General features: G+C 32.8%; 21 protein-coding genes, 1 riboswitch and 1 other annotated feature. Of the genes, 1 reads left to right on the top strand and 20 read right to left on the bottom strand.

Going from position 1 to position 26,748, the window contains the following annotated elements:
- Nucleotides 1-77 precede the first annotated feature (77 nt).
- The 19 genes from HMPREF2597_RS06330 to HMPREF2597_RS06235 form a co-directional block, all read right to left on the bottom strand.
- A complete protein-coding gene (locus tag HMPREF2597_RS06330) occupies nucleotides 78-1,001 on the bottom strand; it encodes a hypothetical protein (protein WP_002478062.1) in 924 nt (307 codons plus the stop codon).
- Nucleotides 1,002-1,017: 16 nt separating this feature from the next.
- Complete coding sequence (locus HMPREF2597_RS06325) at nucleotides 1,018-1,629, bottom strand: NUDIX domain-containing protein (RefSeq protein ID WP_002478061.1); 612 nt, start codon at nucleotides 1,627-1,629, stop codon at nucleotides 1,018-1,020.
- 279 nt (nucleotides 1,630-1,908) lie between these two features.
- Nucleotides 1,909-2,265, bottom strand: coding sequence for a 50S ribosomal protein L20 (rplT, locus tag HMPREF2597_RS06320; RefSeq protein WP_002458895.1), 357 nt, complete (start codon nucleotides 2,263-2,265; stop codon nucleotides 1,909-1,911).
- Nucleotides 2,266-2,312: 47 nt separating this feature from the next.
- The gene (gene rpmI / locus HMPREF2597_RS06315) at nucleotides 2,313-2,513 is read right to left on the bottom strand and encodes a 50S ribosomal protein L35 (RefSeq protein WP_002458894.1); all 201 of its coding nucleotides are present in this window, start codon (nucleotides 2,511-2,513) and stop codon (nucleotides 2,313-2,315) included.
- A 28-nt stretch (nucleotides 2,514-2,541) separates the two neighbouring features.
- Nucleotides 2,542-3,069 carry a translation initiation factor IF-3 gene (infC, locus tag HMPREF2597_RS06310; protein ID WP_002478060.1) on the bottom strand — a complete coding sequence of 176 codons (528 nt, stop codon included), beginning with the start codon at nucleotides 3,067-3,069 and terminating at the stop codon, nucleotides 2,542-2,544.
- A 23-nt stretch (nucleotides 3,070-3,092) separates the two neighbouring features.
- Nucleotides 3,093-3,218, bottom strand: a sequence feature (ribosomal protein L20 leader region).
- Nucleotides 3,219-3,280: 62 nt separating this feature from the next.
- Nucleotides 3,281-4,774: an amino acid permease gene (locus tag HMPREF2597_RS06305; RefSeq protein WP_002458892.1), complete on the bottom strand. Its 1,494-nt coding sequence runs from the start codon at nucleotides 4,772-4,774 to the stop codon at nucleotides 3,281-3,283.
- Nucleotides 4,775-5,012: 238 nt separating this feature from the next.
- A riboswitch (Lysine riboswitch) is annotated at nucleotides 5,013-5,188 on the bottom strand.
- 49 nt (nucleotides 5,189-5,237) lie between these two features.
- A complete protein-coding gene (gene thrS, locus HMPREF2597_RS06300; protein ID WP_002458891.1) occupies nucleotides 5,238-7,175 on the bottom strand; it encodes a threonine--tRNA ligase in 1,938 nt (645 codons plus the stop codon).
- 359 nt (nucleotides 7,176-7,534) lie between these two features.
- Complete coding sequence (gene dnaI, locus HMPREF2597_RS06295) at nucleotides 7,535-8,455, bottom strand: primosomal protein DnaI (protein WP_002478058.1); 921 nt, start codon at nucleotides 8,453-8,455, stop codon at nucleotides 7,535-7,537.
- Nucleotides 8,455-9,831 carry a replication initiation and membrane attachment family protein gene (locus tag HMPREF2597_RS06290; protein ID WP_002478057.1) on the bottom strand — a complete coding sequence of 459 codons (1,377 nt, stop codon included), beginning with the start codon at nucleotides 9,829-9,831 and terminating at the stop codon, nucleotides 8,455-8,457. Before HMPREF2597_RS06290 ends, dnaI begins: the two co-directional genes overlap by 1 nt.
- Nucleotides 9,832-10,302, bottom strand: coding sequence for a transcriptional regulator NrdR (nrdR, locus tag HMPREF2597_RS06285; RefSeq protein ID WP_002458887.1), 471 nt, complete (start codon nucleotides 10,300-10,302; stop codon nucleotides 9,832-9,834).
- A 316-nt stretch (nucleotides 10,303-10,618) separates the two neighbouring features.
- Nucleotides 10,619-11,626: a biotin synthase BioB gene (bioB, locus tag HMPREF2597_RS06280; protein ID WP_002478056.1), complete on the bottom strand. Its 1,008-nt coding sequence runs from the start codon at nucleotides 11,624-11,626 to the stop codon at nucleotides 10,619-10,621.
- A gap of 174 nt (nucleotides 11,627-11,800) precedes the next feature.
- On the bottom strand, nucleotides 11,801-12,802 hold the full coding sequence (gene gap, locus HMPREF2597_RS06275) for a type I glyceraldehyde-3-phosphate dehydrogenase (RefSeq protein WP_002458885.1): 1,002 nt from the start codon (nucleotides 12,800-12,802) through the stop codon (nucleotides 11,801-11,803).
- 146 nt (nucleotides 12,803-12,948) lie between these two features.
- On the bottom strand, nucleotides 12,949-13,554 hold the full coding sequence (gene coaE, locus HMPREF2597_RS06270) for a dephospho-CoA kinase (RefSeq protein WP_002478055.1): 606 nt from the start codon (nucleotides 13,552-13,554) through the stop codon (nucleotides 12,949-12,951).
- A gap of 15 nt (nucleotides 13,555-13,569) precedes the next feature.
- Nucleotides 13,570-14,442, bottom strand: a complete 873-nt coding sequence (gene mutM / locus HMPREF2597_RS06265; protein ID WP_070817240.1) for a bifunctional DNA-formamidopyrimidine glycosylase/DNA-(apurinic or apyrimidinic site) lyase — start codon at nucleotides 14,440-14,442, stop codon at nucleotides 13,570-13,572.
- A gap of 16 nt (nucleotides 14,443-14,458) precedes the next feature.
- Complete coding sequence (gene polA / locus HMPREF2597_RS06260) at nucleotides 14,459-17,092, bottom strand: DNA polymerase I (protein ID WP_002478053.1); 2,634 nt, start codon at nucleotides 17,090-17,092, stop codon at nucleotides 14,459-14,461.
- A gap of 564 nt (nucleotides 17,093-17,656) precedes the next feature.
- Entirely contained in the window at nucleotides 17,657-19,366 is a 1,710-nt protein-coding gene (gene pnpS / locus HMPREF2597_RS06250) for a two-component system histidine kinase PnpS (protein ID WP_002458881.1), read from the bottom strand.
- Nucleotides 19,366-20,076 carry a response regulator transcription factor gene (locus HMPREF2597_RS06245; RefSeq protein ID WP_002478052.1) on the bottom strand — a complete coding sequence of 237 codons (711 nt, stop codon included), beginning with the start codon at nucleotides 20,074-20,076 and terminating at the stop codon, nucleotides 19,366-19,368. Before HMPREF2597_RS06245 ends, pnpS begins: the two co-directional genes overlap by 1 nt.
- 203 nt (nucleotides 20,077-20,279) lie before the next feature.
- On the bottom strand, nucleotides 20,280-21,548 hold the full coding sequence (gene icd / locus HMPREF2597_RS06240; protein ID WP_002478051.1) for an NADP-dependent isocitrate dehydrogenase: 1,269 nt from the start codon (nucleotides 21,546-21,548) through the stop codon (nucleotides 20,280-20,282).
- Between the two features lie 47 nt (nucleotides 21,549-21,595).
- A complete protein-coding gene (locus HMPREF2597_RS06235; RefSeq protein WP_070817238.1) occupies nucleotides 21,596-22,714 on the bottom strand; it encodes a citrate synthase in 1,119 nt (372 codons plus the stop codon).
- A 346-nt stretch (nucleotides 22,715-23,060) separates the two neighbouring features.
- On the opposite strand from HMPREF2597_RS06235, the gene HMPREF2597_RS06230 reads away from it, so the two are divergent.
- A complete protein-coding gene (locus HMPREF2597_RS06230; RefSeq protein ID WP_002458877.1) occupies nucleotides 23,061-24,419 on the top strand; it encodes an amino acid permease in 1,359 nt (452 codons plus the stop codon).
- Nucleotides 24,420-24,973: 554 nt separating this feature from the next.
- Here the strand turns inward: HMPREF2597_RS06230 and pyk are convergent.
- Nucleotides 24,974-26,734 carry a pyruvate kinase gene (gene pyk, locus HMPREF2597_RS06225; protein ID WP_002478049.1) on the bottom strand — a complete coding sequence of 587 codons (1,761 nt, stop codon included), beginning with the start codon at nucleotides 26,732-26,734 and terminating at the stop codon, nucleotides 24,974-24,976.
- Nucleotides 26,735-26,748 lie beyond the last annotated feature (14 nt).

Below are 26,748 nucleotides of genomic sequence, written 5' to 3'. Positions count from 1 at the left end.
TGGTGTTTAGCCATATTTGTGTAGTTTCACAACAAATTTATATTAACTGATACATCTTCAATTTAAAAGCGATTAGCCTACACATCTTTATCTAATTGCTGAATAAAACACAATATACTCATATTGTCTTCGTTGTGGCTTAAATCAAACATAGATTTAAAATAAGTAACATAGCCATCTATCCACTGTTGCTTATTATACAAATCATATATATCAAGTGGATAAAGTAAAATGGTGTGATTATTCATAATATGTCTTGCTTCATTTAAAAGATTAAATTCATTGTCTTCCAGTTTTTTCATTACTTCAGGAATCACTTGTGTCTTCATAGATGTATGCTCAAAACCTAGTAATAAATTAGGTTGGACTGTAAATGTTTGACTATATTTTCGAATAGAAATTTCTTTTGAATATTGCGCAAATCTTAGATACTCGATCATTACACTAAGCACATGTGGTGGTATTTGATAATAATGAATAATGTTAGCAATTGAATCTTTAAATTCATAATGGCCATTATCAATAAGTTGTAATATCAGTTGAGATTGCTCACGTCGCGATAATGATTCAAAGCGACCAAGCATATCCGTCACACGTTGTTTATCTTCTAATAATTGTGCTTTAGCAAATTCACGCATAGGATGAAGTGCCATCCTTGTTTCATGAAGTTTTACTTCATCAATAATTTGATCAATAACTTCCACTGCTTCAAAGTATTGTCCCAAGCCATTTAAACTTTGAATGTAATATATCATTAATTCATCATACTTTTGTAAGCCCTTCTTTAATAAAATAATCGTTTCTTCTCTGAGCTCTAAAAAAGCATTTAGCTGTAGTAATGTCTCACATTTAATCAAAGACAGCGTTTCATCAAGTTCAAAATGTGCTTCGTATGTTTCAAATAAATCATAAACTAACGTATGATTTTTATTTTTATGAGCATCAATAATTTCGTTTGTTAGCTTTAGTTGTGATCTAGGAAAAGGTATAACATCGGACATCTTATTTACACCTCAATTAATACAAATCTTGTAGAATTAAAGCACTCCAAGTTTCAAAATCGTCATAATTATCTATTTTACCTTGTTCCATCCATTTAATTCTTAACGTGTCTGTCTCCTTAGCCTCAACATCATTGGAATTGACTGTAATTTTAAAGACAACACCAATGTGTACACGACCAACTTCATTATTATCATCATTAATAAAACCAATATATTGCATATTCTGCGATTTGTCTGATGATAAACCAACTTCTTCCTCTAATTCTCTTTGTGCATTGACACGAAGTACTTCATTGACATTATCGGCGCCTACGACGTCATTCATATGACCACCTACGCCAATTGAACTCTGTCCGTGTAACCTTTGCTCGCCACCACCTGATAAACGTTCATAAACTAATATTTCACCATTTTCATTTTCGAGTAAGCAGTAAGATATTAATTGTTTATAACTTGGATCTTCTTCCATATCACCACGTCGTTTTACTTCATAAGCGTCTAACTTATTAAATATCTCTTCACCCTGATTACCATGTTTGGTTAAAAAACCATTAAATGCATTTTTATTATTATCAAATAATATTGATCTAGGAACTACAATAATTTGTTCATCAAATTTAGACATGTTTTTCTCCTTATTAAATATTTCTTATCTCACATTTTAGCAAACTATTAAAATGATTGACAATGTAATGAAAAGTGAATAATGGTGTAGAGTCTTGGACATAAGTCTCATAATAATAATATAAAGATGATTTAAAATTCTCTCTATCCTTCTCTTGAAATCAATACTGCATGCTATAAGTTATAAAAAACTACAAAAACGCTAAATTCTATTGAAACATGATAGAATTTAGCGTTTTTGTTTTAATCCGATACCTCTATGTCCCGGATTTTTGAAATATTATTTTAAAGCTTCTTTTGCTTTAGAAACTAATTCGCCAAAAGCTTTTTCGTCTGAAATTGCGATTTCAGAAAGCATTTTTCGGTTAATATCGATGTCAGCTTTTTTTAAGCCGTTCATCAAACGAGAATAACTCATGTCATGTTGACGTGCTGCAGCATTGATACGTGTGATCCATAATTTACGGAAATCACGTTTACGTTGACGACGGTCACGGAATGCATATTGACCTGATTTCATAACTTGTTGTTTTGCTACTTTATATAATGTATGTTTTGAACCAAAGTAACCTTTAGCTAATTTAATCGTTTTTTTACGACGCGCTCTTGTTACTGTTCCACCTTTAACTCGTGGCATATTAAATTCCTCCTTAGTAAATCACTCTATATGTTCATTATTGGTTGTTACTTTTTGTATGCAAGTAATTGTTTTACGCGTTTTAAGTCGCTTTTAGAAACTAATCTTGCTTTACGTAAGTGACGTTTTTGTTTTGTATTTTTATTTGCAAATAAATGTGAAGTAAACGCTCTAGAACGTTTTAATTGTCCTGAACCAGTTCTTTTAACACGTTTAGCTGCTCCACGGTGAGTTTTCATTTTAGGCATGATCCATTTCCTCCTACTAATCGTTAAATTATTTTTCGTTGACTGGCGCTAACATGATAAACATTTGACGCCCATCCATTTTAGGTTTTTGTTCAACAGTGGCAATATCTTTACACTCGTCAGCAAATTTTTCAAGAACACGTTGACCAATTTCTTTATGTGTAATTGCACGGCCTCTGAAGCGAATTGAAACCTTACATTTGTCACCTTTGGTTAAGAACTTACGTCCATTTTTCAACTTCGTTTGGAAATCATGTTCCTCAATAGTTGGACTTAGACGAATTTCTTTAACATTGATGACTTTTTGTTTTTTCTTCATTTCTTTTTCTTTCTTCTGTTGCTCGAATTTATACTTACCATAATCCATTATTCTTGCAACAGGCGGTTTAGCATTTGGAGCTACTACAACCAAATCTAATTCTACGCGTTCAGCCATTTCTAACGCTTCACGTTTAGATTTCACTCCAATTTGCTCACCATCTTGTCCGATTAAACGTAATTCTTTAGCACGAATTTTCTCATTAATTTGAGTTTGATCTTTTGCTATGATTGACACCTCCCAAAATTTTACGAAATTTTCCAAGCAAAAAAGAGCAGGTATAGCATACCCGCTCTTTAATCTGACATAATAATGCCTGTCATGTTAACCTGCCAACAGCTTGATGCGTCGCTACAGGTGAGAAACGGGTGTTTCTACTTGGTACGTTTCGTATTCAACGTATACAATCATAACAACATTATATGATTAAGTCAATTACTTTTATAAATTAATGGTGTTTTATTTCATTCATGTGAACATCTTGTCTTAAATCAACTTCTTCTAGTGGAATCTTTTTGGTTTTGTATCTTAATTTATGATAGATAAAGAACACTAAGAATACCGGAATACCCATATAAGTAATAACAAAGCGATTTAAATCAAATTCACCAGTTTTAATGAAATCCACATCTTGACCTATGATAACAATAACGCATAGAATACCAGCAAAAATAGGTCCAAATGGGAACCATTTAGCTTTGTATTTTAATTCTTTTTTATTATGGTGTTGTCGTTGGAATGCACGTCTAAATCGATAGTGACTTACAGCAATACCTACCCATGCGATAAAACCAGTCATGCCACTTGCCGCAACGATATATTCATATGCATTGCCACTAACTTTTTGAACTAAAAAGATAATGATCACTAATATTGCTGTGAGTAATAAAGATAAATATGGCACACCATATTTATTGGTTTTCCCGAAAATCGGGAATGCTAATTTATCTTTACTCATTGAATAAAGCATTCTTGTTGATGCATACATTCCAGAGTTACCAGCGGATAATACTGAAGTTAAAATAACTGCATTCATAAATGATGCGGCAAAAGCTAATCCAGCATTTTTAAAAACTAATGTAAATGGAGAAGTGGCAATGCTATTATCTCCGCCCATTAAGGCATTACTATCATAAGGTATTAACATTCCAATAACAAAAATTGCTAAAATATAAAATAACAATATTCTCCAAAACACTTGTTTAATCGCCTTTGGCACGGCACGCTCTGGATTTTCAGATTCTCCAGCAGTAATCCCTATAAGTTCTGTACCTTGGAATGAAAAACCTGCTACTAAGAACACACCTAATATAGATAGCAAGCTTCCGCCGAAATTCCCACCAAGTATAGGTCCTTCGCCTTTAGTAAATGTTTCAAAGCCAACAAATTTACCACCCATTATTCCAATAATAGTTAGAAGACCTATAGCAATGAAAATAATAACCGTAACAACTTTAATTAAAGCGAACCAGTATTCACTCTCACCATAGATTCTTACAGATAATGAATTCAATGAGAATATGATGACTAAAAAGATACAGCTCCATAGCCATGCAGGTATCCCTGCCATTGGTGTCCAATATTGAATAACTTGCGCGGCAATAGTTACATCCGCAGCAACCGTAATAACCCAGTTAAACCAATAATTCCAACCTAATGCAAAACCTAATGAAGGATCTACAAAGCGCGTTGCATAAGTACTAAATGAACCTGAGACAGGTAAGTATGTTGCCATCTCTCCTAAAGAAGTCATTAAGAAAAATACCATAATACCAATAATTGCATATGCTATCAATGCGCCAAGCGCACCTGCATCGTGTATGGCACCACCAGAAGTCATAAACAGTCCTGTACCAATACACCCTCCCATAGCAATCATAGAAATATGACGGTCTTTTAATCCTCGTATAATACCGCCATTTTGACTTTCAATCTTAGACATAAAAGCTCCCTTTCTTTTACGTAGAGGCTAGCTAAATACACCCGTTTTTCAATTGTAGATAAGGGACAAAACACATGATGAACGTATCTTTATATCGTCAAATACACAAAAATTTCCGTTGAGAAATTATTATTGTTTTACAAGTGTTTTATCGCGTCCTTTTCTTTTTATCAAACGAATCGATGTTAAAGCATAAAAAATGGTTACATATCTATAAGAGATATACAACCATTTTTTCTATATTGGTAGCACATCACATATTGTGACAGTACAGTATCTATTCGATAACTGTCCCAACAAACATTTATTATGGATAAACATTTGCTTCGGCAACATTACCTTTCACTCACCTATATGCGTCCCATAAAAACTATAGATAAGTTACTTATTAAAGTTGCAACCTCTAACTCAAATTTAAAATTTTATATAATGAATATACATTAATTCCTACTATATTACAAGACTATCTATGTTTTTTTAGTCTGATTTCATCAACTAAATTCCATATAAATTCGTCCCTTTCAAGCGTCTGTTGATCTTGAGAGCCGTATTGACGAACATTAACTTGGTTATTCTCAACCTCTTTATCACCGACAACAATTTGATATGGAATTTTCTGCATTTGTGCTTCACGTATTTTATAACCCATTTTTTCATTGCGATCATCAATTTCAACTCGTACACCTTGGGATTTTAATTCATCTTGCAAGTTTCTTGCATAGTCATAATGTAAATCAACATTGACTGGGATAATTTCAACTTGCTTAGGTGCCAACCATGTTGGAAAAGCGCCTTTTGTTTCTTCTGTTAAGAAAGCGACAAAACGTTCCATCGTAGATACAACGCCACGATGTATCACTACTGGTCTATGATACTCACCATCACTACCAATATAAGTTAATTCAAAGCGCTCTGGCAATAAAAAGTCCAGTTGTGCTGTTGATAATGTTTCTTCTTTGCCCATAGCAGTTTTAACCTGAACATCTAGTTTAGGACCATAAAATGCCGCTTCACCTATTGCTTCAACATAAGGCAAACCAAGCTCATCAACTGCTTCTTTTAACATTGACTCTGCTTTATTCCACATATCATCGTCATCCATATACTTCTCTTTATCTTCAGGGTCTCTGTAACTTAAGCGGAATGTATAATCTTCAAATCCAAAGTCTTTATATACATCTTGAATCATATGAACTACACGCTTAAATTCATCCTTAATTTGGTCAGGTCTAACAAAAATATGTGAGTCATTTAAAGTCATACCTCTAACACGCTGTAGGCCTGATACTGCACCGCTTGCTTCATAACGATGCATTGTGCCTAATTCAGCAAGACGGATTGGTAACTCACGATAAGAATGTGGTTTATTTTTATAAATCATCATATGATGAGGACAATTCATTGGACGTAATACCATTTCTTCATTTTCATCTAATTTCATCGGTGGAAACATATCATCTCTATAATGAGCCCAATGACCAGAAGTTCTATATAAATCGACATTTGCTAAAACAGGTGTATAAACATGGTCATATCCCATACTAACTTCTTTATCAACGATATAGCGCTCAATTTCACGTCGTATTGTCGCACCGTTTGGCAACCAAAGAGGTAATCCAGCACCAACTAACTGATTATTTGTAAACAACTCTAAATCTTTACCAATCTTACGATGATCACGTTCACGACGTTCTTCAAGTAATTGTAAATGTGCTTTTAAGTCTTTTTTGTCGAAGAAAGCAGTTCCATATATACGTTGAAGCATTTTATTATTGCTATCTCCACGCCAATATGCCCCTGCAGTAGATAATAACTTAAATTCTTTGATTTTTGCTGTTGAAGGTACATGTACCCCACGACATAAATCTGTGAAGTCGCCTTGTGAATACAATGTGACCATCTCATCTTGAGGAATTGCATCAATTAATTCTAATTTATAAGGGTCATCCTTAAAGAATTCTTTAGCTTCTTCTCTAGAAACAACCTTACGTTCAATTTTATGATTTTCATTAACGATTTGTTTCATCATTTTTTCAATCTTTTCAAAATCGTCTGAGGAAATTTTATTTTCCATATCAAAGTCATAATAGAACCCGCCTTCAATAACCGGACCAACTCCAAATTGTACATTTCCATATAAACGTTTTAATGCATTTGCCATTAAATGTGCTGTTGAATGTCTTAACACTTCTAATGCTTCTTCACTACCAGGAGTAACAATTTCGATTTCTCCATCTTCTTCAAGTGGTCGTGCTAAGTCAATGAGTTGCTGATTAAACTTACCAGCTACAGCTTTTTTACGTAATCCAGGACTAATTGACTGTGCAATTTCTTCAGTAGTAATACCTTTATCGAAAGCCTTCTTATTACCGTCAGGAAATTGAATATTTATTTTGGTCATACTAACATCCTCCTAAAATATGAACTAGTATCGTTGATTCTTTATTATATATAGCAGCAAAATAAAAATCCCATCCCAACAAAGGGACGAGATTATCGCGATGCCACCCTAATTAAGTAATGAAAATTCATATATCTTAAAGTACTTATATGAATATATCATCACTCTACCTCTACATAAGATAACGGTCTTGAGCCGGACATTCATTACAAATGTCTACAAATGAAGGAGTAACACGAAAAGTTATTAACCATTTTTCATCAACCAATGGCTTTCTAAATAATACCCTTAACATGTCATATCTTCAAAAATTTCAACGATATAGATTTACGTTCATTATACAACACATATTTAAAATATCAATTGTTTCTATAATTTTTTCCTTCTAAATATACATCATCAGCTAAGCTTTTTATACGCTCTATAATCCTTGCAGCTTTTGTTTTTTCTGCCCCTTCACGTGTTATAGACAAATGATGTTCCAACTCTTCAAAGCTTAAATTAGAACTAAAGAAAGTTGGCAATTCTTGAACCATACGATAATGTAATAAAGGTCCAATAATTTCATCTCTAACCCATGGAGTTACTTCTTCAGCACCTATATCATCTAACATTAATATTCCAGCTTCTCTAATTCGAGCTAATCGTTGTTCGTAACTGCCGTCTTTAAAACCATTCTTTAAGCTTCTAATATATTCAGGCAAATATACGATAGTTGAGGCAACTTTTTGTGATTTTAACTGATTAGCCATCGCACCTAAAATAAACGATTTTCCTGTTCCAAATGGTCCATAAATGTATAAGCCTTTGACACTTTTACCATTAATAATACTTTTACATATGTGATTAGCTTTTATCGCTATTTCTAATCGATCTCGATCTTCAGTAAATATATCATTTAACTTTGCATTAAGTGTGTCACGCTGCATATGGTGGGAAGTAACTAATTGGCTATCAAAACGCGCTTCATCGTATTTAATTTTGCAAGGACATGGTAAATATTTTATTTTTATGCGTTCATCTTCAACATAAAGTTCAGGTATGTGTCCTTTAACAAAGTTGGGACATGAATGATAATCATGACCATCATAATGCTTTTGCTGGTCTTTAAATTCTTGCAATACATTTAAATCACGATCAATCATGGCATTTGTTAATTCACTTTGGTGCATAGTTAAAAATTGCTTAACATCTGAATCGTTAATAACTTGTTGCTTGATTTGTGAAATACGCTGTTCTAAATTTGAATCTGATCCCATAATATTTTTAAAGCTTTTCATTAATCATCACCCCAATCTTTTTTTAATTGCTCTAGGAATTGTTGTCTATCTTTCTCCAAATTGTCATCTTTTTTCTTTATTTTCTCTTGTCTTTTAGCAGTGTCTCTGTTTTCCAGCCACTTCGGTGTTTTCTCTCTAGAAACAATTTGTTTTCCATAATAACGATTCTTTGCATTTTGAGGTTTTCGCTCTACTTGTTTTGGTTCATTCATTTTTAGTGCTCGTTCGTATGCTTCTTTTGCATTTGAAATGCCTAATTTTTTCCAATTAGAAGCAACTTCAAATATATATTTTTTAGGCAACATCATTTCGTTTTTTAACATCACAAATTGTAATAATATATTTATGACGCCTAACGGTAGTTTTTCTCTACTAACCAATTCTTCTATCATCAGCTTTTGTTGATGAGTCGGTTCTGAACCCGACCATGAGGAGAGCATATCAACTGGGCTTATATTATCTAAACTAGATAGCCACTCGTCTTGTTTTGTATTAGTCGAGTTATCACGCGTATGTTGGCTCTCAGAATCATAATATTTATCAGCATTTATCGCTAATTTAGGCAATTGCTGTTCATGCTCAATTAAATAATATGATCTTGCTTGTTTGCGTAACTCTTCAAACGATAAAGTTTGTGCACTTGTAATTGAGTTTAAAATCATGCGTTTCATTGCCTCAACGGTTAAACCGTATAAAGTAGCCAATTGTAAGATTAAAGCTTTAGCTTCATCTGTAACTATTTCACTACTAATAAAATGATGTTGAAGTAACTCTTTAAGTAATTCGAAATCAAAGTGCTCATTAGACAAATCAAGACCTTTATAATATTGAGATGATTTAATGTTTTGACTATCAATTTTAATATCTTTATTAGGCATTTTAAAAACTTCAGTAAATTTGTGCGTAATATTTTGATAATTTGTTAAATCTTTTCTATCTTGCTCAAAATATTGTTTTAACTGTACAAAGCGCTTTTTATCGACTTCACTAAATAAAAAAACTGACAGCATAGGATCATTAAAAAATTGATAAGCTGTAGGTGGTTGTATTAGTTCATAGATAAAATTTGAATTATCAGATTGATGGCGCACAAAAGATTTAAGCAAGCCAATCCCCTCTAAATAATCCATTGTCTTTCTAAAATCTAATAAATTAACCTTTAACTCATTCATAATGGTATAATGCGTTAGCAATTCCTGATTATTTTCAGATACAAACTGATTTAAATAATGGTATAAACCAATGGCATGCGTACCAATCAATGGAGCATATAATCGATTTAATATTTCTAAGTGAGCCTGACTAAGCTCAAAATGACGAATAACTTCAAAACTGTCTCTTGGTCTTAAATCAAATTGGTAAGCTTGCATGGTCATTTAAGAGTCACTCCGTTTATTATCATTTAAGATACCTTGCATGGAAGCTAGAAGCTGATCAACATCTTTAAATTCTTTATATACGGATGCGAATCTGACATAAGAAACTTGATCGACATGCATAAGTAAATTCATTACATGTTCCCCAATATCTCTCGAAGAAATTTCAGTGTGACCCTCATCACGCAATTGCCATTCTACTTTGTTTGTAATATCTTCTAATTGTTGATAACGCACAGGTCTTTTTTCACAAGATCTTACCAAACCGTTTAATATTTTTTCTCTTAAAAATTGTTCACGTGTACCATCTTTTTTAACAACGATTAATGGGCTCACTTCTATGTGTTCAAAAGTAGTAAAACGCGTGCCGCATTTCTCGCATTCACGGCGGCGACGAATTGCATTTGCTTCATCTGCATGTCTTGAATCAACAACTTTTGAATGTGTAGAGCTACATTTTGGGCATTTCATTTATATCACCCTCTTGATTAGATTATGCTTCATTATACTATATTTTCTATTTTGACAAAAGCAGTGACATGTTCATTGAATCCATACAGAATTTTAACAAATAGCAATTTAACATAACTTTTTTATACACGCTAGTCTTATATATTTATAAAACCTTTTCTATTTTACTTTTTTCAAGAAAAATTATTCAATTATGGCTTTACTTTACAGTTTGCCCCTCCATAATAAATATTACTTATTCTCAATAGTAGAACAATATATTAAATATTTTTTAATTGATGTTGCTTGTTGAATTGTAACGTTGTTTTTTCTGTATTTACTTTGATTTGAATTGTGGATGACTAAAAGTAATTTCATCGTCATTGCCATAATCAATTTCAAAACCTAGATCTTCGAGCATTTGATAATCTAACTCATTTGGTTGACCACCGGTAATTAAATAGTCACCTACAAATATCGAGTTTGCAATTTGTAATGCAAGTGGTTGCAATGATTGCAAATTTACTTCACGGCCACCTGCAACACGAATTTCTTTTGTTGGGTTTATTAAGCGGAATATAGATAATATTCTTAAACACTTCATAGGCGTTAAATCATCCATACTACCAAATTTTGTTCCTTGTATCGGATGTAAAAAATTCACTGGAATACTATCAGCATCTATTTTTTTCAATGCGAAAGCCATATCAATTATGTCTTCATCGCTTTCACCCATACCACATATTACGCCTGAACATGGTGAAATATGATGTTCTTTCATATATGATAACGTTTGTATACGTTCATTATATGTATGTGTTGAAACAACTTGCCCATGATACGACTCGCTAGTATTAATATTATGATTATAGCGATCAACTCCAGCAGCTTTTAATTTTTCTGCCTGCTCTTCGTTAGCCAATCCAAGACAGGCACAAATTTTTAATTGTGGATGATCCTTTTTTATATCTTTTACCGTTTTTGTAATATGTTCTACTTCTTTGTCACTTGGTCCTCTACCACTCATAACAATACAATACGTACCAATTTTATTATTTGAAGCAACATCTGCGCCCTTACATATTGTTTCATTTGACACCAAGGTGTATCGTTGTTTGTGCTTCATCTCTCTAGATTGACCACAATAGCCACAATCTTCAGAACAAATTCCACTTTTTGCATTCAAAATCATATTTAGTTTGACTTTATGACCGAAATAATGTCGTCTAATTAAATAAGCTTCATGCACTAAATCTAATGTAGCTAAAGAAGCATCCCTGTAAATTTTTAAGCACTCAGCCTGAGTTAAATATTTCCCGTTAATAATTTGATTTGCTAAGTTCATTTCCCCACATACCTTTCTGCTTTCAATATAGTTATATCTTAGTCTTTGATATCAATATTGTAAACCTTAAACATTTTTAAGTTTACAATATACTTGTTCTATTTCTGTTAAGACTTAAAATATAAAACGAGGTAAGTTTCCAACTTACCTCGTATTGATGCAGTAATAAATTGTTTATTTAATTAGTTCTCCAAGTTGATTTGCTACCTCAACTACTCTATTAGAATATCCCCATTCGTTATCATACCAGGCTATAACTTTAACCTTATTATCTCCCATGACCATTGTATTTTTAGCATCTATAACTGCTGAATGAGGATTTGTATTATAGTCCTTAGAAACTAGAGGGGCCTCTTCAACATCAATAATTCCTTGTAAGTTTGCATCTCTAAATGCATGATTAACTTCATCTACTGTCACTTTTTGTTTTAAATCAACGACTAAATCAACTAATGATACATTTTGAGTTGGCACACGAAGTGCTATGCCATGTAGTTTGCCATTCAATTCTGGCATAACTTCTTTTAATGCTTTAGCAGCACCTGTTGATGTTGGTATAATACTTTCCCCACAAGAACGCGCTCTTCTCAAATCTTTATGCGGATTATCTATATTATTTTGATCATTTGTAATTGCATGTACCGTTGTCATTAAGCCATTTTCAATGCCAAAACTATCATTTAAAACTTTTGCAACTGGTCCGATACAATTCGTAGTACACGACGCATTACTAAATATGTCATATGTATCTGTATCTAAGTCTTGATCGTTAACACCTTTAACCACCATCTGTACTTTTCCGCCTTTTGATGGTCCTGTCAATAACACTTTTTTAGCTCCTGCTTGAATATGTGCCTTAGCTTTATCACCATGGTTAAATTTACCGGTCGCTTCAATGACGATATCTATTTCTAAATCTTTCCAGGGTAAATTTTCTGGGTTTCTATCAGACACTAATTTAATATCATGGCCTTCCACTCGAATTCCACTTTCAATAGGTTCTACTCTTTTATCGTATCTCCCATGTGTTGTGTCATAATTAATTAAATGTGCAATTGTTTCAGGAGGATAGCTAGCATTGATGGCAACTACATTCAATGCTTCATTCTTTAGTGCTATTCTTAGCACCATTCTTCCAATTCTACCCATTCCATTAATTGCAATATTCGTTGACATTAAAAGCACCCCTTATATTCTTTATGTTATACTTTATGCAATTAGTATAACATAATTTATCTTCATTGGAAGCGTTTACTTTTAGTTTTTAGAAATTTTTTATATAAAAAACCTTTTACAAATGTATGTAAAAGGTTCCTCTATATTTATTCTTGATTTATATATCCTTGATCAGTCAAAATGCGTTCTACGTTTTGTTTTAATTCTAATTTATCCCCCAAATTATCTATTACTATATCAGCCATTCTACTTTTTTTATCAATAGAAATTTGACTATATACGCGTGCTTTGGCTTCTTCCAAACTTAAATTATTTCTTTCCATTAACCGGTCAATCTGAATACTTTCTGAAGTATATACTAACCAAACTTCATCTACCGTATCTTCTAATTCATTTTCAAAAAGTAACGGAATGTCCATCACCACATTATAACCTTGATTAAGGTAGTGTGATTTTTCTTTATCCATTAGTTGATGCACGATAGGATGTACAATTTCATTTAATTCTGTTCTTTTATCAGGGTGATTAAACACGAGTTGACCCATATATTGACGATTCATTTCACCATCATCATTAATGGCTTCGTTCCCAAATGTTTGGCGGATTTGCTCCAATCCAGCAGAACCTTTTTTAACTGCTTCTCGAGCTGCAATATCTGCATCTACGACTTTAAATCCATAGGCTGTAAGTAATTCTGATACTGTTGATTTACCAGTGGCTATCCCACCTGTTAGTCCTATTACTTTTGGCATAAACTCACTCTTTCATTATTTTTGACAAACCGGACAAAAATGACTATTACGTGTAGCAATCACTTGCTGTTCTATTTTATGTCCACATTTTTTACATTGCTGTTGTTTATATACATTTAAGCGTAACTGCATCGTGCCTGTCTTACCATCTGCATGACGATAATCCGAGATACTCGTTCCGCCATACTCAATACCTTCATTTAAAACGGCTTGAACTTCTAAAAAAAGATTTTGTCTTGCTTGCTGATTTAAGCTTTGCACTTCAGTGGCGGGATGTATTGCAGCTCTATATAATGCCTCACAAGCATAGATATTCCCACAACCTGCAATAACTTTATGATCAAGGATTAATTGTTTAATAGATTTGTGCTTTACTTTAGGTTGGTTTAAATAAGTCAAATAATGATCTAATGCGCTTTCGTCAAAAGGTTCGGGCGCCATATTTTTGAACGATGCGTAATTATTTAGTGCTTGTACATTTCTAATTTCACCAAAACGTCGAATATCTGAATAAACAAGTAATTTACCATTACTTAAATGAAAAATAACATGCCAATGTTTTCTATAGTTTGGAGCATGTATCTCATCTAAATGATTTACGATAAAAAAACCACCTGCCATTCCTAAATGACTAATCAATACACGGCACTCCTGATTCTTTTCAATATAAATATTAATGTATTTACTGCGTCGCTCTACTTTATATATTTTATAACCCTCTGTAAACTGCCTAAAACCATCAAGATTAATCCCTTTAATGATTGTTTCTTTCCCGTCTGACTTGCCGTCAATGACTTTTGAAGAAAATGTTACTGATTTTATAATCGTGTTAATTATAAAAGGTTCAATACCTCTTTTAACATGTTCAACTTCTGGTAATTCTGGCATACTTTATTTCCTCTTTCTATTTAGCATCATACCATGTAGCTCCATAGCTAGAATCTACAAGCAATGGGACAGCAAGTGTTAATGCATTATCCATAATTTCTTCAACAAATTCACTAAAATCTTGTACCTCAGACTTTGGAACTTCAAATATTAATTCATCATGCACTTGAAGTAATAATTTGGCATGATAGTTTGTTTCTCTTACATTTTTATCAAATTGTACCATTGCCAATTTAATAATATCTGCAGCACTACCTTGAATAGGCGTATTCATGGCTGTTCTTTCAGCAAAACTTCTTAAATTAAAGTTGCGGCTCGTAATATCTGGAATATAACGGCGTCGATGTAATAACGTTTCAACATAACCATTGGCTTTTGCATCTTTAACAATATCGGTCATATATTGTTTAACACCTGGAAAACTAGCCAAATAATCATCAATAAAAGCTTTTGCTTTTTTACGTGTAATACCTAAATTTTGGCTAAGACCATAATCACTTATACCATAAACAATGCCAAAATTAACCGCTTTTGCTTGTCTACGCATTAAATCATTAACTTGATCTTTTTCAACTCCAAACACTTTCATAGCAGTAGCAGCATGAATGTCGTCTCCATGTATAAAAGCTTCTTTTAAACTTTCATCTTGAGTCATATGTGCTAATACACGAAGTTCAATTTGAGAATAATCCGCAGATAAAATAACATAATCATCTGACGTTGGTTTAAAGGCTTTACGAATTTTACGACCTTCCTCAAGACGAATCGGTATATTTTGTAAATTCGGATCAATTGATGAAAGACGTCCAGTTTGCGCTAATGTCTGATTAAAACGCGTATGGATACGTTGATCGTCACTTATGACTTTTTGCAAGCCTTCTACATATGTTGATTGTAATTTTGACAACTGTCGATACTCAAGAATGTAATCAATAATAGGATGTTTACCTTGTAACTGTTCAAGTACATCAACCGCAGTAGAATAACCCGTCTTTGTTTTTTTAATAATAGGTAATTTTAATGTTTCAAATAAAACAATGCCCAATTGTTTAGGTGAATTAATATTAAATGATTCACCTGCTGCTTCATATATTTCTGAAACAAGATTATCCAATTTTTCTTGAAGCTCGTTTTGCATTTCCTTAAGATCATTTACGTCTGTATAAATACCTGTTTCTTCCATGTCAGCAAGTATTCTCGCTAATGGCAACTCTAAATTATTCAACAAGTCCATTTGATTATGGTCTGACAGAATGTCTGACATTAATGGTTTACAATTATAAATAGCTTGCATAATGGCAGCGATATGCACTTCCAACACATCATCTAGTGGAACTTGTCGTTTTTTCCCTTTACCATATACAGCAATATCACTTTTGACAAAATTTTGATTATAATAACTTACTACGGATTGAACATCTTCTATAGTACGAGATGGATCAATAATATAACTTGCTAACATAACATCAAAATCAATATGCTGCAGATTAATTTCTAAACGATGTGCAGCAACATAAGTCTTTTTAGCATCAAAAACAATTTTATTATTATGATCATTTTCTAACCACTCAATGAGTTCAGTATATTGATGGATATCCTCAGCCGAAATAACGATATATTGATTTTGTGCATATAATCCAAACTTTAAAATTTTATCCTTTAAATAATTACTACCATCAATTTCAAAATGTATGATTGCATTATCTAGCTTTTTAAAATTTATATTATCAAAATGATGGATCACTTCAAAATTGTGTTCAGTTTCACTGTTATTTTCACTAGCACTACTGTCTATATCATTAAGTAATTGTTTAAATTCTAATTTTTGGAAAAGCTCAATTTTATCTTTATTATCATTTAAATCGCCCATAATTGTATCTTTAAGATTCACTTTTATAGGGCTGTCACAATTAATTGTAGCTAAATCTTTACTCATAAACGCATCGGCTTTACTATTCTCAAGGTTTTCCTTAAGTTTTTTTCCAGAAACTTCATCAAGATGATTATACACACCTTCAACAGAATGAAACTGGTTAAGTAACTTAATTGCCGTTTTTTCTCCAACACCAGCTACTCCAGGTATATTATCAGAAGTATCTCCCATAAGACCTTTCATATCAATAATTTGTTTTGGTAACAATCCATTATATTTTTCAGCAATGAATTCTGGTGTGTAATGATCTACATCAGTAACCCCTTTTTTCGTGTAATAAATTGTTACATGGTCCGTTGCTAATTGTGTTAAATCACGATCTCCTGTAATAATAATCGTTTCTAACCCTGACGCTTCAGCTTGTTTGCTCAACGTACCAATAATATCATCAGCCTCATAATTTTCTAATTCATAATACTTAATATGATATGCATCTAATAACTGTCGAATATATGGGAATTGTTCACTTAATTCTGGAGGCGTACTTTGTCTCCCACCTTTATATTCACTATATTTTTCGTGTCTGAAAGTCGTCTTACCTGCATCAAATGCTACTAAAAAATGATTAGGTTGCTCTTCTTTCAATATTTTCTCTAGTAACATAGCAAAGCCATATATTGCATTTGTATGAATACCAGCCTTATTCGACAGCAAAGGCAAAGCGTAAAATGCCCTGAAACTCAAACTATTTCCATCAATTAAAACTAATTTATCCACAATCAAACCTCCAGACCATATTTACCTATATTCTAGCATATAAAGAAGCACTTAACGAGCATGGCGAGTTTAGTGCTTCTTATGCATGAGCTTCAGCTCAGGTATTCCTTTATTGCACTTAACGAGCATGACGAGTTTTATAGTTCCACTGTCTTTGGGCTAGTGGAACTTATGCATTTGCTCTGCAAAGGCGTTCCATTTTCTCCATGAGCTTCAGCTCAGGTATTCCTTTATTGCACTTAACGAGCATGGCGAGTTTTATAGGGAGCGGGACAGCATTCATTATGAATTCGTAGTCCCGCCCGCGGTAAGGTTGACTAGGATTGATAAAGCTTGGTATCAGCGTATTTTCAATCCAGTCACCTACTGCCAATATTTAGTTCATATCCTAGAACATAATGATGTCCCAGATTCTTATGCATTTGCTCTGCAAAGGCGTTCCATTTTCTTTTAACTACCTTTAGTTCTCCCTTCATTTGAAAATTAAAATACGCAAAAAACTGACGACAAGTTCTAAGTTTTGTCGTCAGTTTAAAATAATATCTATTGAATGTATGAATAATTTTATACTTCGTTATTACTATAATTATCTGTAAAAGTTACTTTGAATGTTGATCCTTTATTCGGTTCACTCTTGACACTAATGACACCATGGTGTGCTTCAACAATATGCTTCGTAATTGATAAACCTAAGCCTGTACCACCTGAATCTCGACTTCTTGCTTTATCAACACGGTAAAAGCGTTCGAAAATATGCTTTTGTTCTTCTTTACTAATACCAATACCAAAATCTTGTATTTCTAAATATACTTTTGATTGTTGACGATAAACTCGCACAATAACTCGATTATTCTCCAAAGAATAGTTAATAGCATTTGATAGCAAGTTCGTAATGACTTGTGCAATTTTATTTTTATTCGCTTTGAAAATAATATCTGGGCTAATTTCATCTATAATTTCGATATTTTTGTCTTTCGCCTGATTTTGTAAGTTATCTACAGTATTGTGTGCAAGTTCCGATAAATTGACATACGCTGTCTCTAATTCACGTTGTTGTTCTATATGTGACAAATCTAATAAATCCATAACTAAAGACTCGATTCGATTAGATTCTTTTAAAATAATATTTAAAAACATATCTAAAGATGCCACGTCATCTTTTGCACCTTCTATCAATGTTTCAGCAAAACCTTTAATAGAAGTGATTGGAGTCTTAAGCTCATGTGATACATTAGCAACAAATTCTCGTCTTAAATTTTCCAATTTCTTTAAGTTAGTTATATCATGTAAAACAACTACCATACCTTGCAGATGTTTTTTAGATTTTGACAGAATTGGAACGCAAGAAACATCAAAATATTTATGATGTACATTATTGATATTAACTTCAACTTGATTATACATGCTTTTTTCGGTTTTAAATGCTTCTAGAATCAGTTGTTTTATCTTATCATCAATAAAATCATTATAATCCTTGTTTTCAACCTTTTCTTCTAAACCAAAAACTTCATAATATGAATGATTGGCTACAACAATTTCACCATACTTATCAATCATTAATACAGAACTTGGTATATTTTCTAATGTAGTTTTTAAACGGTTTGATTGGATTTTTTGTTTATTATTTAATTTTTGTAAACGGCGTGCAAGTTCATTTGTTGTAACAAACAACGCCTTTGTTTCTTTGACGTTACTTTCAGGTACTCGAACATGATAATATCCATCAGCGAGTAACGAGGTCGCATATGTAACTTCGTTAATCGGTCTAATATATGTACGTTTAATACTTCTAACTGCTAAATAAATTGCGATAAGTACAACAACACCAATTAACGCTATATATTTCCAAAGCTCTTTCTGTAAATTAACCATCTCATCATCTATTCCACTAATGTATATAGCCTCATTGCTAAATTTATTTTTAAAAGTATAGTGGTATCCCTCATCAGCGCGGTCATAAATAATATTAGATGGATTGGCTGCATTATCAATTGCAGGGTTAATATCATAATGGCTTTTTGTTTCAAATATAATTTTATTTCCCTCTGTTATTTTGACAGAAATGTTTTCATTTTTTGCGATATTTTTAATTTCTTCAGTTTTACCTTGTTCTTCTAATTTTGAATAGTTTTCAGTTTTCTTAGTTAAATCAGCAACTTTTTTGTCCGTGAGCGTCTGATATATTGAATGATGCATAATAGCGCCTAATCCGATAAAACTTATTATTGTTATTGTACATAATAGTAAGAGTAACCGTTGATGAAATTTAAGCATTAAGCTTTAGGACGCTCCAATTTATAACCTAAACCTCTAACCGTCTTAATCAATTTTGGTTGTTTAGGATTTTCTTCTAATTTATCTCTTAAATGACTAATATGTACATCCACAATTCTAGAATCACCAGCAAATTCATAATTCCAAACTGAATTAAGCATGTGTTCTCTAGTAATAACTCTTCCTTGTCGTTCAATAAGGTAGAGTAAAAGTTCAAATTCTTTAGGTGTCAGTTCTAATAATTCATCATCTTTATAAACTTCAAAAAATTCTGGACGAATGCGTATATTTTCAATTAAAATATCTTCTTCGTTTGCTGCATCATTTGCAGCTTCATTAACAAACTGAGAACGTCTTAAAATTGCTTTAACCCTTGCAACTACTTCTCTAGGTGAAAACGGTTTTGTCATATAATCATCAGCGCCTAATTCCAAGCCTAAAACACGATCGAATTCATCATCTTTAGCTGTTAACATTAAAATAGGAACTAAGTTTTTGTCTGAACGAATCGTCTTACATACTTCAATTCCATCTTTTTTAGGTAACATAACATCCAGTACAATTAAATCTGGTTGTACTTTTTCTACCTTTTCTAGTGCTTCTTCACCGTCATATGCGACTTCGACGATATATCCTGCCGTTTCTAAGTTGTATTTTAGTAATGTTACGATTGATTGCTCGTCATCTACCACTAAAATTTTTTGTGACATGATGTGCCTCCTATATTGTAATTGCATTTTCACATTCATTATAACTGAAGTTTAAAAAAAAATAACATATCAAACATTAACTTTACATAATTTTTACATTAATTTAAATATAACCTAATATTAAGAGATTATGTACCCATTTAAAAGATAAAATCGAAATTCATTTTATAAATGAATTTCGATTCATATCTACAAACCAAGTCTTATTTTAAATTTTTAATTAATTCATCAGCAAATTCAGAAGTTGAAACTTCTGTTGCACCATCCATTAAGCGAGCAAAATCATATGTTACTATTTTTGAAGCGATAGTTGACTCAATGGCATCTGTAATTTTATCAGCTGCTTCTTGCCAGCCAAGATGTTCTAACATTAAGACAGAACTTAATAATTCAGATGATGGATTAACTTTATTTAATCCTGCATATTTAGGGGCAGTACCATGTGTAGCCTCAAATATAGCATGTCCAGTTTCATAGTTGATATTAGCACCTGGTGCAATACCAATACCACCAACTTGTGCTGCTAAGGCGTCTGAAATATAATCTCCATTTAAATTCATAGTAGCAACAACATCATGCTCTGCAGGACGCGTTAATATTTGTTGTAAGAAAATATCCGCAATAGAATCTTTAATGATAATCTTACCTTGTTGTTCAGCTCTTTCTTGAGCTTTATTGGCAGCCTCTTTACCATCATTTTCTACAATCTCATCATATTGCTGCCAAGTAAATACTTTATCAGCAAATTCATTATGCGCTAAATCATAACCCCATTGTTTAAATGAACCTTCAGTAAATTTCATAATATTACCTTTATGAACTAATGTGACAGATTTACGACCATTATCAATGGCATATTGTATAGCGGCTCTGACCAAACGCTCAGTACCTTCTTTTGATACAGGTTTAATACCAATTCCAGATGTTTCAGGAAATCTAATGTTCGATGCACCCATTTCATTTTGTAAGAAATCAATCACTTTCTTAACTTCTTCAGTACCTTCTTTAAATTCGATTCCAGCGTATATATCTTCTGTGTTTTCTCTAAAAATCACCATATCTACATCTTGTGGTCGTTTTACTGGAGATGGTACTCCTTTAAACCAACGAACTGGGCGGAGACATGTAAATAAATCAAGTTGTTGACGTAAAGCTACATTAAGTGAACGAATACCTCCACCAATTGGTGTTGTTAATGGTCCTTTAACAGCTATTAAATATTCTTCTATCGTTTTTAAAGTTTCGCTAGGTAGCCATTCTCCTGTTTCGTCATAAGCCTTTTGCCCAGCTAATACTTCTTTCCACACAATTTGTTTTTCACCGTTATAAGCTTTCTCAACTGCGGCATCAATCACGCGGCTAGCTGCTTTCCATATATCTGGTCCAATACCATCCCCAATAATAAATGGAATAATAGGTTCATTTGGAACTTGTAACCCATCTTGTGTTTTAACAATTTTTTCTGCTGACATAATTTGAACCTCCATTATAAAAATTCACATTAGTAATTAATTAACTGCTATCTTTCTTCAATAGGGATATATTTTCGATCTTTCTCACCAATATATTTAGCTCGCGGTCTCATAATACGATTATCTCTATATTGTTCTAAAATATGAGCTGTCCATCCAGCTGTACGGCTGACAGCAAATATTGGCGTAAATAAATCATGTGGGATATCCATACTATGATAAACAGTAGCACTAAAGAAATCGACATTAGGAATAAGCCCTTTTTCTTCCTTCATTCGTTTTTCAATAGCAATTGAAATATCATATAATTCACTTCTTCCAGTTTCTGAAGTGATTTTTCGGCTCATTTCTCTGAGATATTTCGCACGTGGGTCGCCTTCTTTATATACACGATGGCCAAATCCCATTATTTTTTCCTTATTTGCAAATTTTTCATCTAAATAATCGTCAACCTGGTCTACAGACTTTACTTCAGATAACATGTTCATTACTCGTTCGTTCGCTCCACCATGCAAAGGCCCTTTTAAAGAACCAACGGCTGCTACAATACCAGAGTACATATCTGATAAAGAAGAAACTGCACAGCGAGCTGTAAATGCAGATGCATTTAATTCGTGATCCGCATGTAAAACTAACGCTTTATTAAACGCCTCAACTTCAATATCTGTAGGTAACTCTCCTCGTAGCATATATATAAAATTCCCCGCATAATTTAATTCTGCTTTCGGTTTAAGCGGTTCTTTACCGTCTCTTACTCGAGCGAATGCTGTCACTAATGATGCTACTTTTGCTTGAATACGTATAGATCTTTCAAGAATTTTTTCTTCACTTTCTCCTTCAGCATTCGGATCAAAATGTGCAATGTATGAAACTGATGTACGTAAAGCTGTCATAGGATGAACATTATCAGTTACATATTCCTCAAAATGTTTATAAACTCGAGGATTTAATGTCATATAATAGTTTAATTTCTTCTTTAAATCTGCCAATTCCTCTTCAGTTGGTAAACGATAATTTTTTAATAAAAAGACGATTTCTTCAAATTCAGCATTTTCTGCTAAATCATCAATATCGTATCCTGCATAAGTTAATTGACTTCCAATAATTGAGCTGATTTTTGTTTCAGCTGCAATAACCCCTTCTAAACCCTTTTTTAATTCTGCCATATGAAATTCCCCTTTTCTTTTCTTTTATAATGGCTTTCAACTAATATTATAGCTAATCAATTTTCATTTGTGAACGCTTATTCTTTATACATGTAAACGTGTAAAGATAATAGTTAACAAACTATTAATACTCTTATACCCCAAAATCAGCGCTGTTATAACAATTCTATACAAATTTATGTTGTTCATTAGTCTGATTTTATTGAATATTTCAATTTTTTATTATATTTGATAACAATTTGTTAACACGATTTTAAGGAAAATTTTATAAAATTTATGAAAAATAATTGTCGAATGAAGTTTATAAGTGCATAATAATAATATCTAAATGTAAGGGAGTTGTCTTATGGAGGATAAATTACAAAGAGAATTGAGTAACCGTCACGTGCAATTAATCGCCATTGGTGGTGCAATTGGTACTGGATTATTCTTAGGTGCCGGACAAACGATTGCAATGACAGGTCCATCCATCTTATTAACGTACATCCTCATTGGATTTATGTTATTCATGTTTATGAGAGGCTTAGGGGAAATTATTATTCAAAATACTGAATTTAAGTCTTTTGCTGATGTAACTAATAAATATATTGGACCTTTCGCTGGTTTCGTGACTGGTTGGACTTATTGGTTCTGTTGGATTATTACGGGGATGGCTGAAGTAACTGCGGTAGCAAAATACGTAAGTTTTTGGTTTCCGCAAATTCCAAACTGGGTCAGTGCACTTTTCTGTGTACTCATATTAATGACGTTCAATCTTTTGAGTGCAAGATTATTTGGTGAATTAGAATTTTGGTTTGCCATTATTAAAATTGCAACAATTGTCGGGTTAATTGTCGTTGGTCTAGTGATGATACTTATGGCTTACAAAACGCAATTTGGATCTGCTAGTTTTGCTAACTTATATCAAAACGGTATTTTTCCGAAAGGTGCATCTGGATTCTTTATGTCATTCCAAATGGCATTGTTCTCTTTCGTAGGTATCGAAATGATTGGTGTTACAGCCGGTGAAACAAAAGATCCACAAAAAACTATACCTAAAGCAATCAACTCTGTACCATTACGTATTTTAGTCTTTTACGTCGGTGCATTAGCAGTTATTATGTCAATTATACCTTGGGATAAAGTTAGTCCTGACGATAGTCCATTTGTTAGACTATTCGCGTTAATCGGTATACCATTCGCTGCAGGACTCATTAATTTTGTTGTTCTAACAGCTGCTGCGTCATCTTGTAATAGTGGTATTTTCTCAAATAGTCGTATGTTATTTGGACTTGCCGATCAACAACAAGCACCACCTATTTTTAGAAGTACTAATAAACAAGGTGTGCCACATATTGCTATTATTGGTTCATCTGTATTTTTATTAGTTGCAGCACTATTGAACTATATTTTCCCAGATGCAACTTTAGTATTCACGTATGTTACGACTATTTCAACTGTATTATTTCTTGTAGTTTGGGGACTTATTCTCTGGGCATATATTAATTATAGTAGAAGAAATCCAGAGCTACATAAACAGTCGACATATAAATTACCAGGCGGCAAATACATGGGATATATCATTCTATTGTTCTTTGTTTTTGTTTTTGCATTGCTATTTGTAAATGTTGAAACAAGAAGAGCGATTTACTTTACGCCCGTTTGGTTTATTATTTTAGGACTTATGTATTATAGATATAAACAAATGGCGAAGAAAACTAAATAATAACCAAATATAAAGATTTGTAAATAAGTTATTTAACATTTAAAAACAACTTAAATGTTAATTTGCAGCTAGGATTCGGTTATTTAAATCTCAATTATGGACAGATTGGGATGTAAATCCCAAAATAAAAGCATAAAGATGATTGGAAATTAAAAATCATCTTTATGCTTTTTTAATATTCAATATTTCATATTATTATTTTGCTTGGTGAAATTTTTTCGTATTTTTCTTTGTTGGGGACCACCCCACCTTGCTTTGCTTGATAAAATGTTTTTTGCATTTCTCTTTATTGGCACCCCGTCTTCAGCTTGTTAAAGACATTTATATCTCAGCCCGTTATTTCTTATACTATTTATCTCTATCATGCTCTATTTATTGTAAAAAAGGAGCGGGACTGAATTCATCGTCCCGCTCCGGCAAGGTTGACTAGGATTGAAAAAAGCTTGGTATAAGCGTATTTTCAACCCAGTCAATTACTGCCAATATATAGTCCATAGTCTAAAATATAATTATATCCCAGACCCAGACTCTATTACTATTTAATGTTTAAGTTATTAAAGTACGTTTGCATAGCCTTCAAAGATTTTTCCTTGTGCAGCATCAACTGTAATTAATATACCATCTTTAATTTCTTTAGTAGCATGTTCTACGCCAACAATCGTTGGAATGCCTTTTTCTAAACCAACAATAGCACTTGGAGAAGTAATACCGTTTTCTTCAGTGATTAAGCCAGCTGCTTTTTCAATGTATGGTACTAAAGTTTCGTCAACTGAAGTAGTAATAATAATTGAATTGCTTAAGTCTTTTCCTTCTAAATCGCTGGCATCATCTGCAACAACAGATTGACCTACAACTGATTCACGGCCAACACCTTGACCTTTTGCAATTTCATCACCAACAAGATGTAACTTCATCATATTAGTTGTACCTTTTTCACCAGTTGGAACACCAGCAGTAATAATGATTAAATCCCCATTTGTTACGCGTCCTGTTTCAACAGCAGTTGCGACAGAGTTATTTAATAAATCATCAGTGGTTTTACGACCTTTTTTAATAACTGGATATGCACCCCAAACAAGTGCTAATTGGCGAGCTGTATGTGCACTTGGTGTAACAGCAATGATATCTGAATGTGGTCGATATTTAGAAATTGTTACTGCAGTCGAACCACTTTCAGTAGCTGCAACGATAGCTTTAACGTTTAAATTAAGAGCTGTATGTGCTACAGAAACCCCAATCGCGTTAACAAATGATGTTTCAACTAGTTTTGTACGATCTGATAATAATTTTTTGTAGTCTTGCGCAGCTTCAGCAGATACAGCAATATTTCTCATTGTTTTCACTGCTTCTTCTGGGTATAAACCAGCAGCTGTTTCACCTGATAACATTACGGCATCCGTTCCATCATAAATGGCATTAGCTACGTCACTTGCTTCAGCACGAGTTGCACGTGGATTACGTTGCATAGAGTCTAACATTTGCGTAGCAGTAATAACAGGTTTTCCTAATTTATTACATTTTCTAATTAAGTCTTTTTGAACAATTGGTACAGATTCTGGTGGAATTTCAACACCCATGTCTCCACGTGCTACCATTAATCCGTCAGATACTTCTAATATTTCTTCAATATTGTCAATACCTTCTTGGTTTTCAATTTTAGGGAAGATGGTAATATTATGATTGTTTTCTCTTTCTAAAATTTCACGAATATCTAAAACATCGCTTGGACGTCGAACAAAACTTGCAGCGATATAATCGACATCTTCTTTAATTCCAAATAAAATATCATCTGCATCTTTATCTGTAATACCAGGTAAGTTTACTCTGACACCAGGGAGATTGACACCTTTTTTATTTTTTAATTCACCTGTATTTAAAATTTCACATCTAACTTCGCCGTTAGCTTTATCTATTTCCTTAACTTCAAGTTCAACTAAGCCATCGTCTAATAAAATGTATGAACCTACTTGAACATCATTAATTAAATTTTCATAAGTTACTGAAAATTTTTCTGGTGTTCCTTCTACTTGAGTCATACTCACAATAACTTCTTTGCCTTTTTCTAACATAATTAGGCCATCTTTCATGTCATGAGTACGAATTTCAGGACCCTTAGTATCAAGTAAGATTCCAATTGTTTTCCCAAGTTTTTTCGCTACTTTTCGAATCGTATCAATTCGTGCTTTATGTTCTTCATGACTGCCATGAGAAAAATTCAAACGGGCAACATTCATGCCAGCTTTCATTAATTTTTCTAACATTTCTTCTGATTCAGATGCAGGTCCTATTGTACATACTATTTTAGTCTTTCTCATTCTAATTGCCTCCT

Source organism: Staphylococcus sp. HMSC063A07, from assembly GCF_001836955.1.
Classification (GTDB): Bacteria; Bacillota; Bacilli; order Staphylococcales; family Staphylococcaceae; genus Staphylococcus; species Staphylococcus lugdunensis.
This window is presented reverse-complemented; position numbering and strand designations above follow the sequence as displayed.

Bases quoted from the DNA above. Each gene is read 5' to 3' on its own strand.
- HMPREF2597_RS06330 (WP_002478062.1), bottom strand. From the start codon at position 1,001: ATGTCCGATGTTATACCTTTTCCTAGATCACAACTAAAGCTAACAAAC.
- HMPREF2597_RS06325 (WP_002478061.1), bottom strand. From the start codon at position 1,629: ATGTCTAAATTTGATGAACAAATTATTGTAGTTCCTAGATCAATATTA.
- rplT (WP_002458895.1), bottom strand. From the start codon at position 2,265: ATGCCACGAGTTAAAGGTGGAACAGTAACAAGAGCGCGTCGTAAAAAA.
- rpmI (WP_002458894.1), bottom strand. From the start codon at position 2,513: ATGCCTAAAATGAAAACTCACCGTGGAGCAGCTAAACGTGTTAAAAGA.
- HMPREF2597_RS06305 (WP_002458892.1), bottom strand. From the start codon at position 4,774: ATGTCTAAGATTGAAAGTCAAAATGGCGGTATTATACGAGGATTAAAA.
- thrS (WP_002458891.1), bottom strand. From the start codon at position 7,175: ATGACCAAAATAAATATTCAATTTCCTGACGGTAATAAGAAGGCTTTC.
- dnaI (WP_002478058.1), bottom strand. From the start codon at position 8,455: ATGAAAAGCTTTAAAAATATTATGGGATCAGATTCAAATTTAGAACAG.
- HMPREF2597_RS06290 (WP_002478057.1), bottom strand. From the start codon at position 9,831: ATGACCATGCAAGCTTACCAATTTGATTTAAGACCAAGAGACAGTTTT.
- nrdR (WP_002458887.1), bottom strand. From the start codon at position 10,302: ATGAAATGCCCAAAATGTAGCTCTACACATTCAAAAGTTGTTGATTCA.
- bioB (WP_002478056.1), bottom strand. From the start codon at position 11,626: ATGAACTTAGCAAATCAAATTATTAACGGGAAATATTTAACTCAGGCT.
- gap (WP_002458885.1), bottom strand. From the start codon at position 12,802: ATGTCAACGAATATTGCAATTAATGGAATGGGTAGAATTGGAAGAATG.
- coaE (WP_002478055.1), bottom strand. From the start codon at position 13,554: ATGCCAAAAGTAATAGGACTAACAGGTGGGATAGCCACTGGTAAATCA.
- mutM (WP_070817240.1), bottom strand. From the start codon at position 14,442: ATGCCAGAATTACCAGAAGTTGAACATGTTAAAAGAGGTATTGAACCT.
- pnpS (WP_002458881.1), bottom strand. From the start codon at position 19,366: ATGCTTAAATTTCATCAACGGTTACTCTTACTATTATGTACAATAACA.
- HMPREF2597_RS06245 (WP_002478052.1), bottom strand. From the start codon at position 20,076: ATGTCACAAAAAATTTTAGTGGTAGATGACGAGCAATCAATCGTAACA.
- icd (WP_002478051.1), bottom strand. From the start codon at position 21,548: ATGTCAGCAGAAAAAATTGTTAAAACACAAGATGGGTTACAAGTTCCA.
- HMPREF2597_RS06235 (WP_070817238.1), bottom strand. From the start codon at position 22,714: ATGGCAGAATTAAAAAAGGGTTTAGAAGGGGTTATTGCAGCTGAAACA.
- HMPREF2597_RS06230 (WP_002458877.1), top strand. From the start codon at position 23,061: ATGGAGGATAAATTACAAAGAGAATTGAGTAACCGTCACGTGCAATTA.
- pyk (WP_002478049.1), bottom strand. From the start codon at position 26,734: ATGAGAAAGACTAAAATAGTATGTACAATAGGACCTGCATCTGAATCA.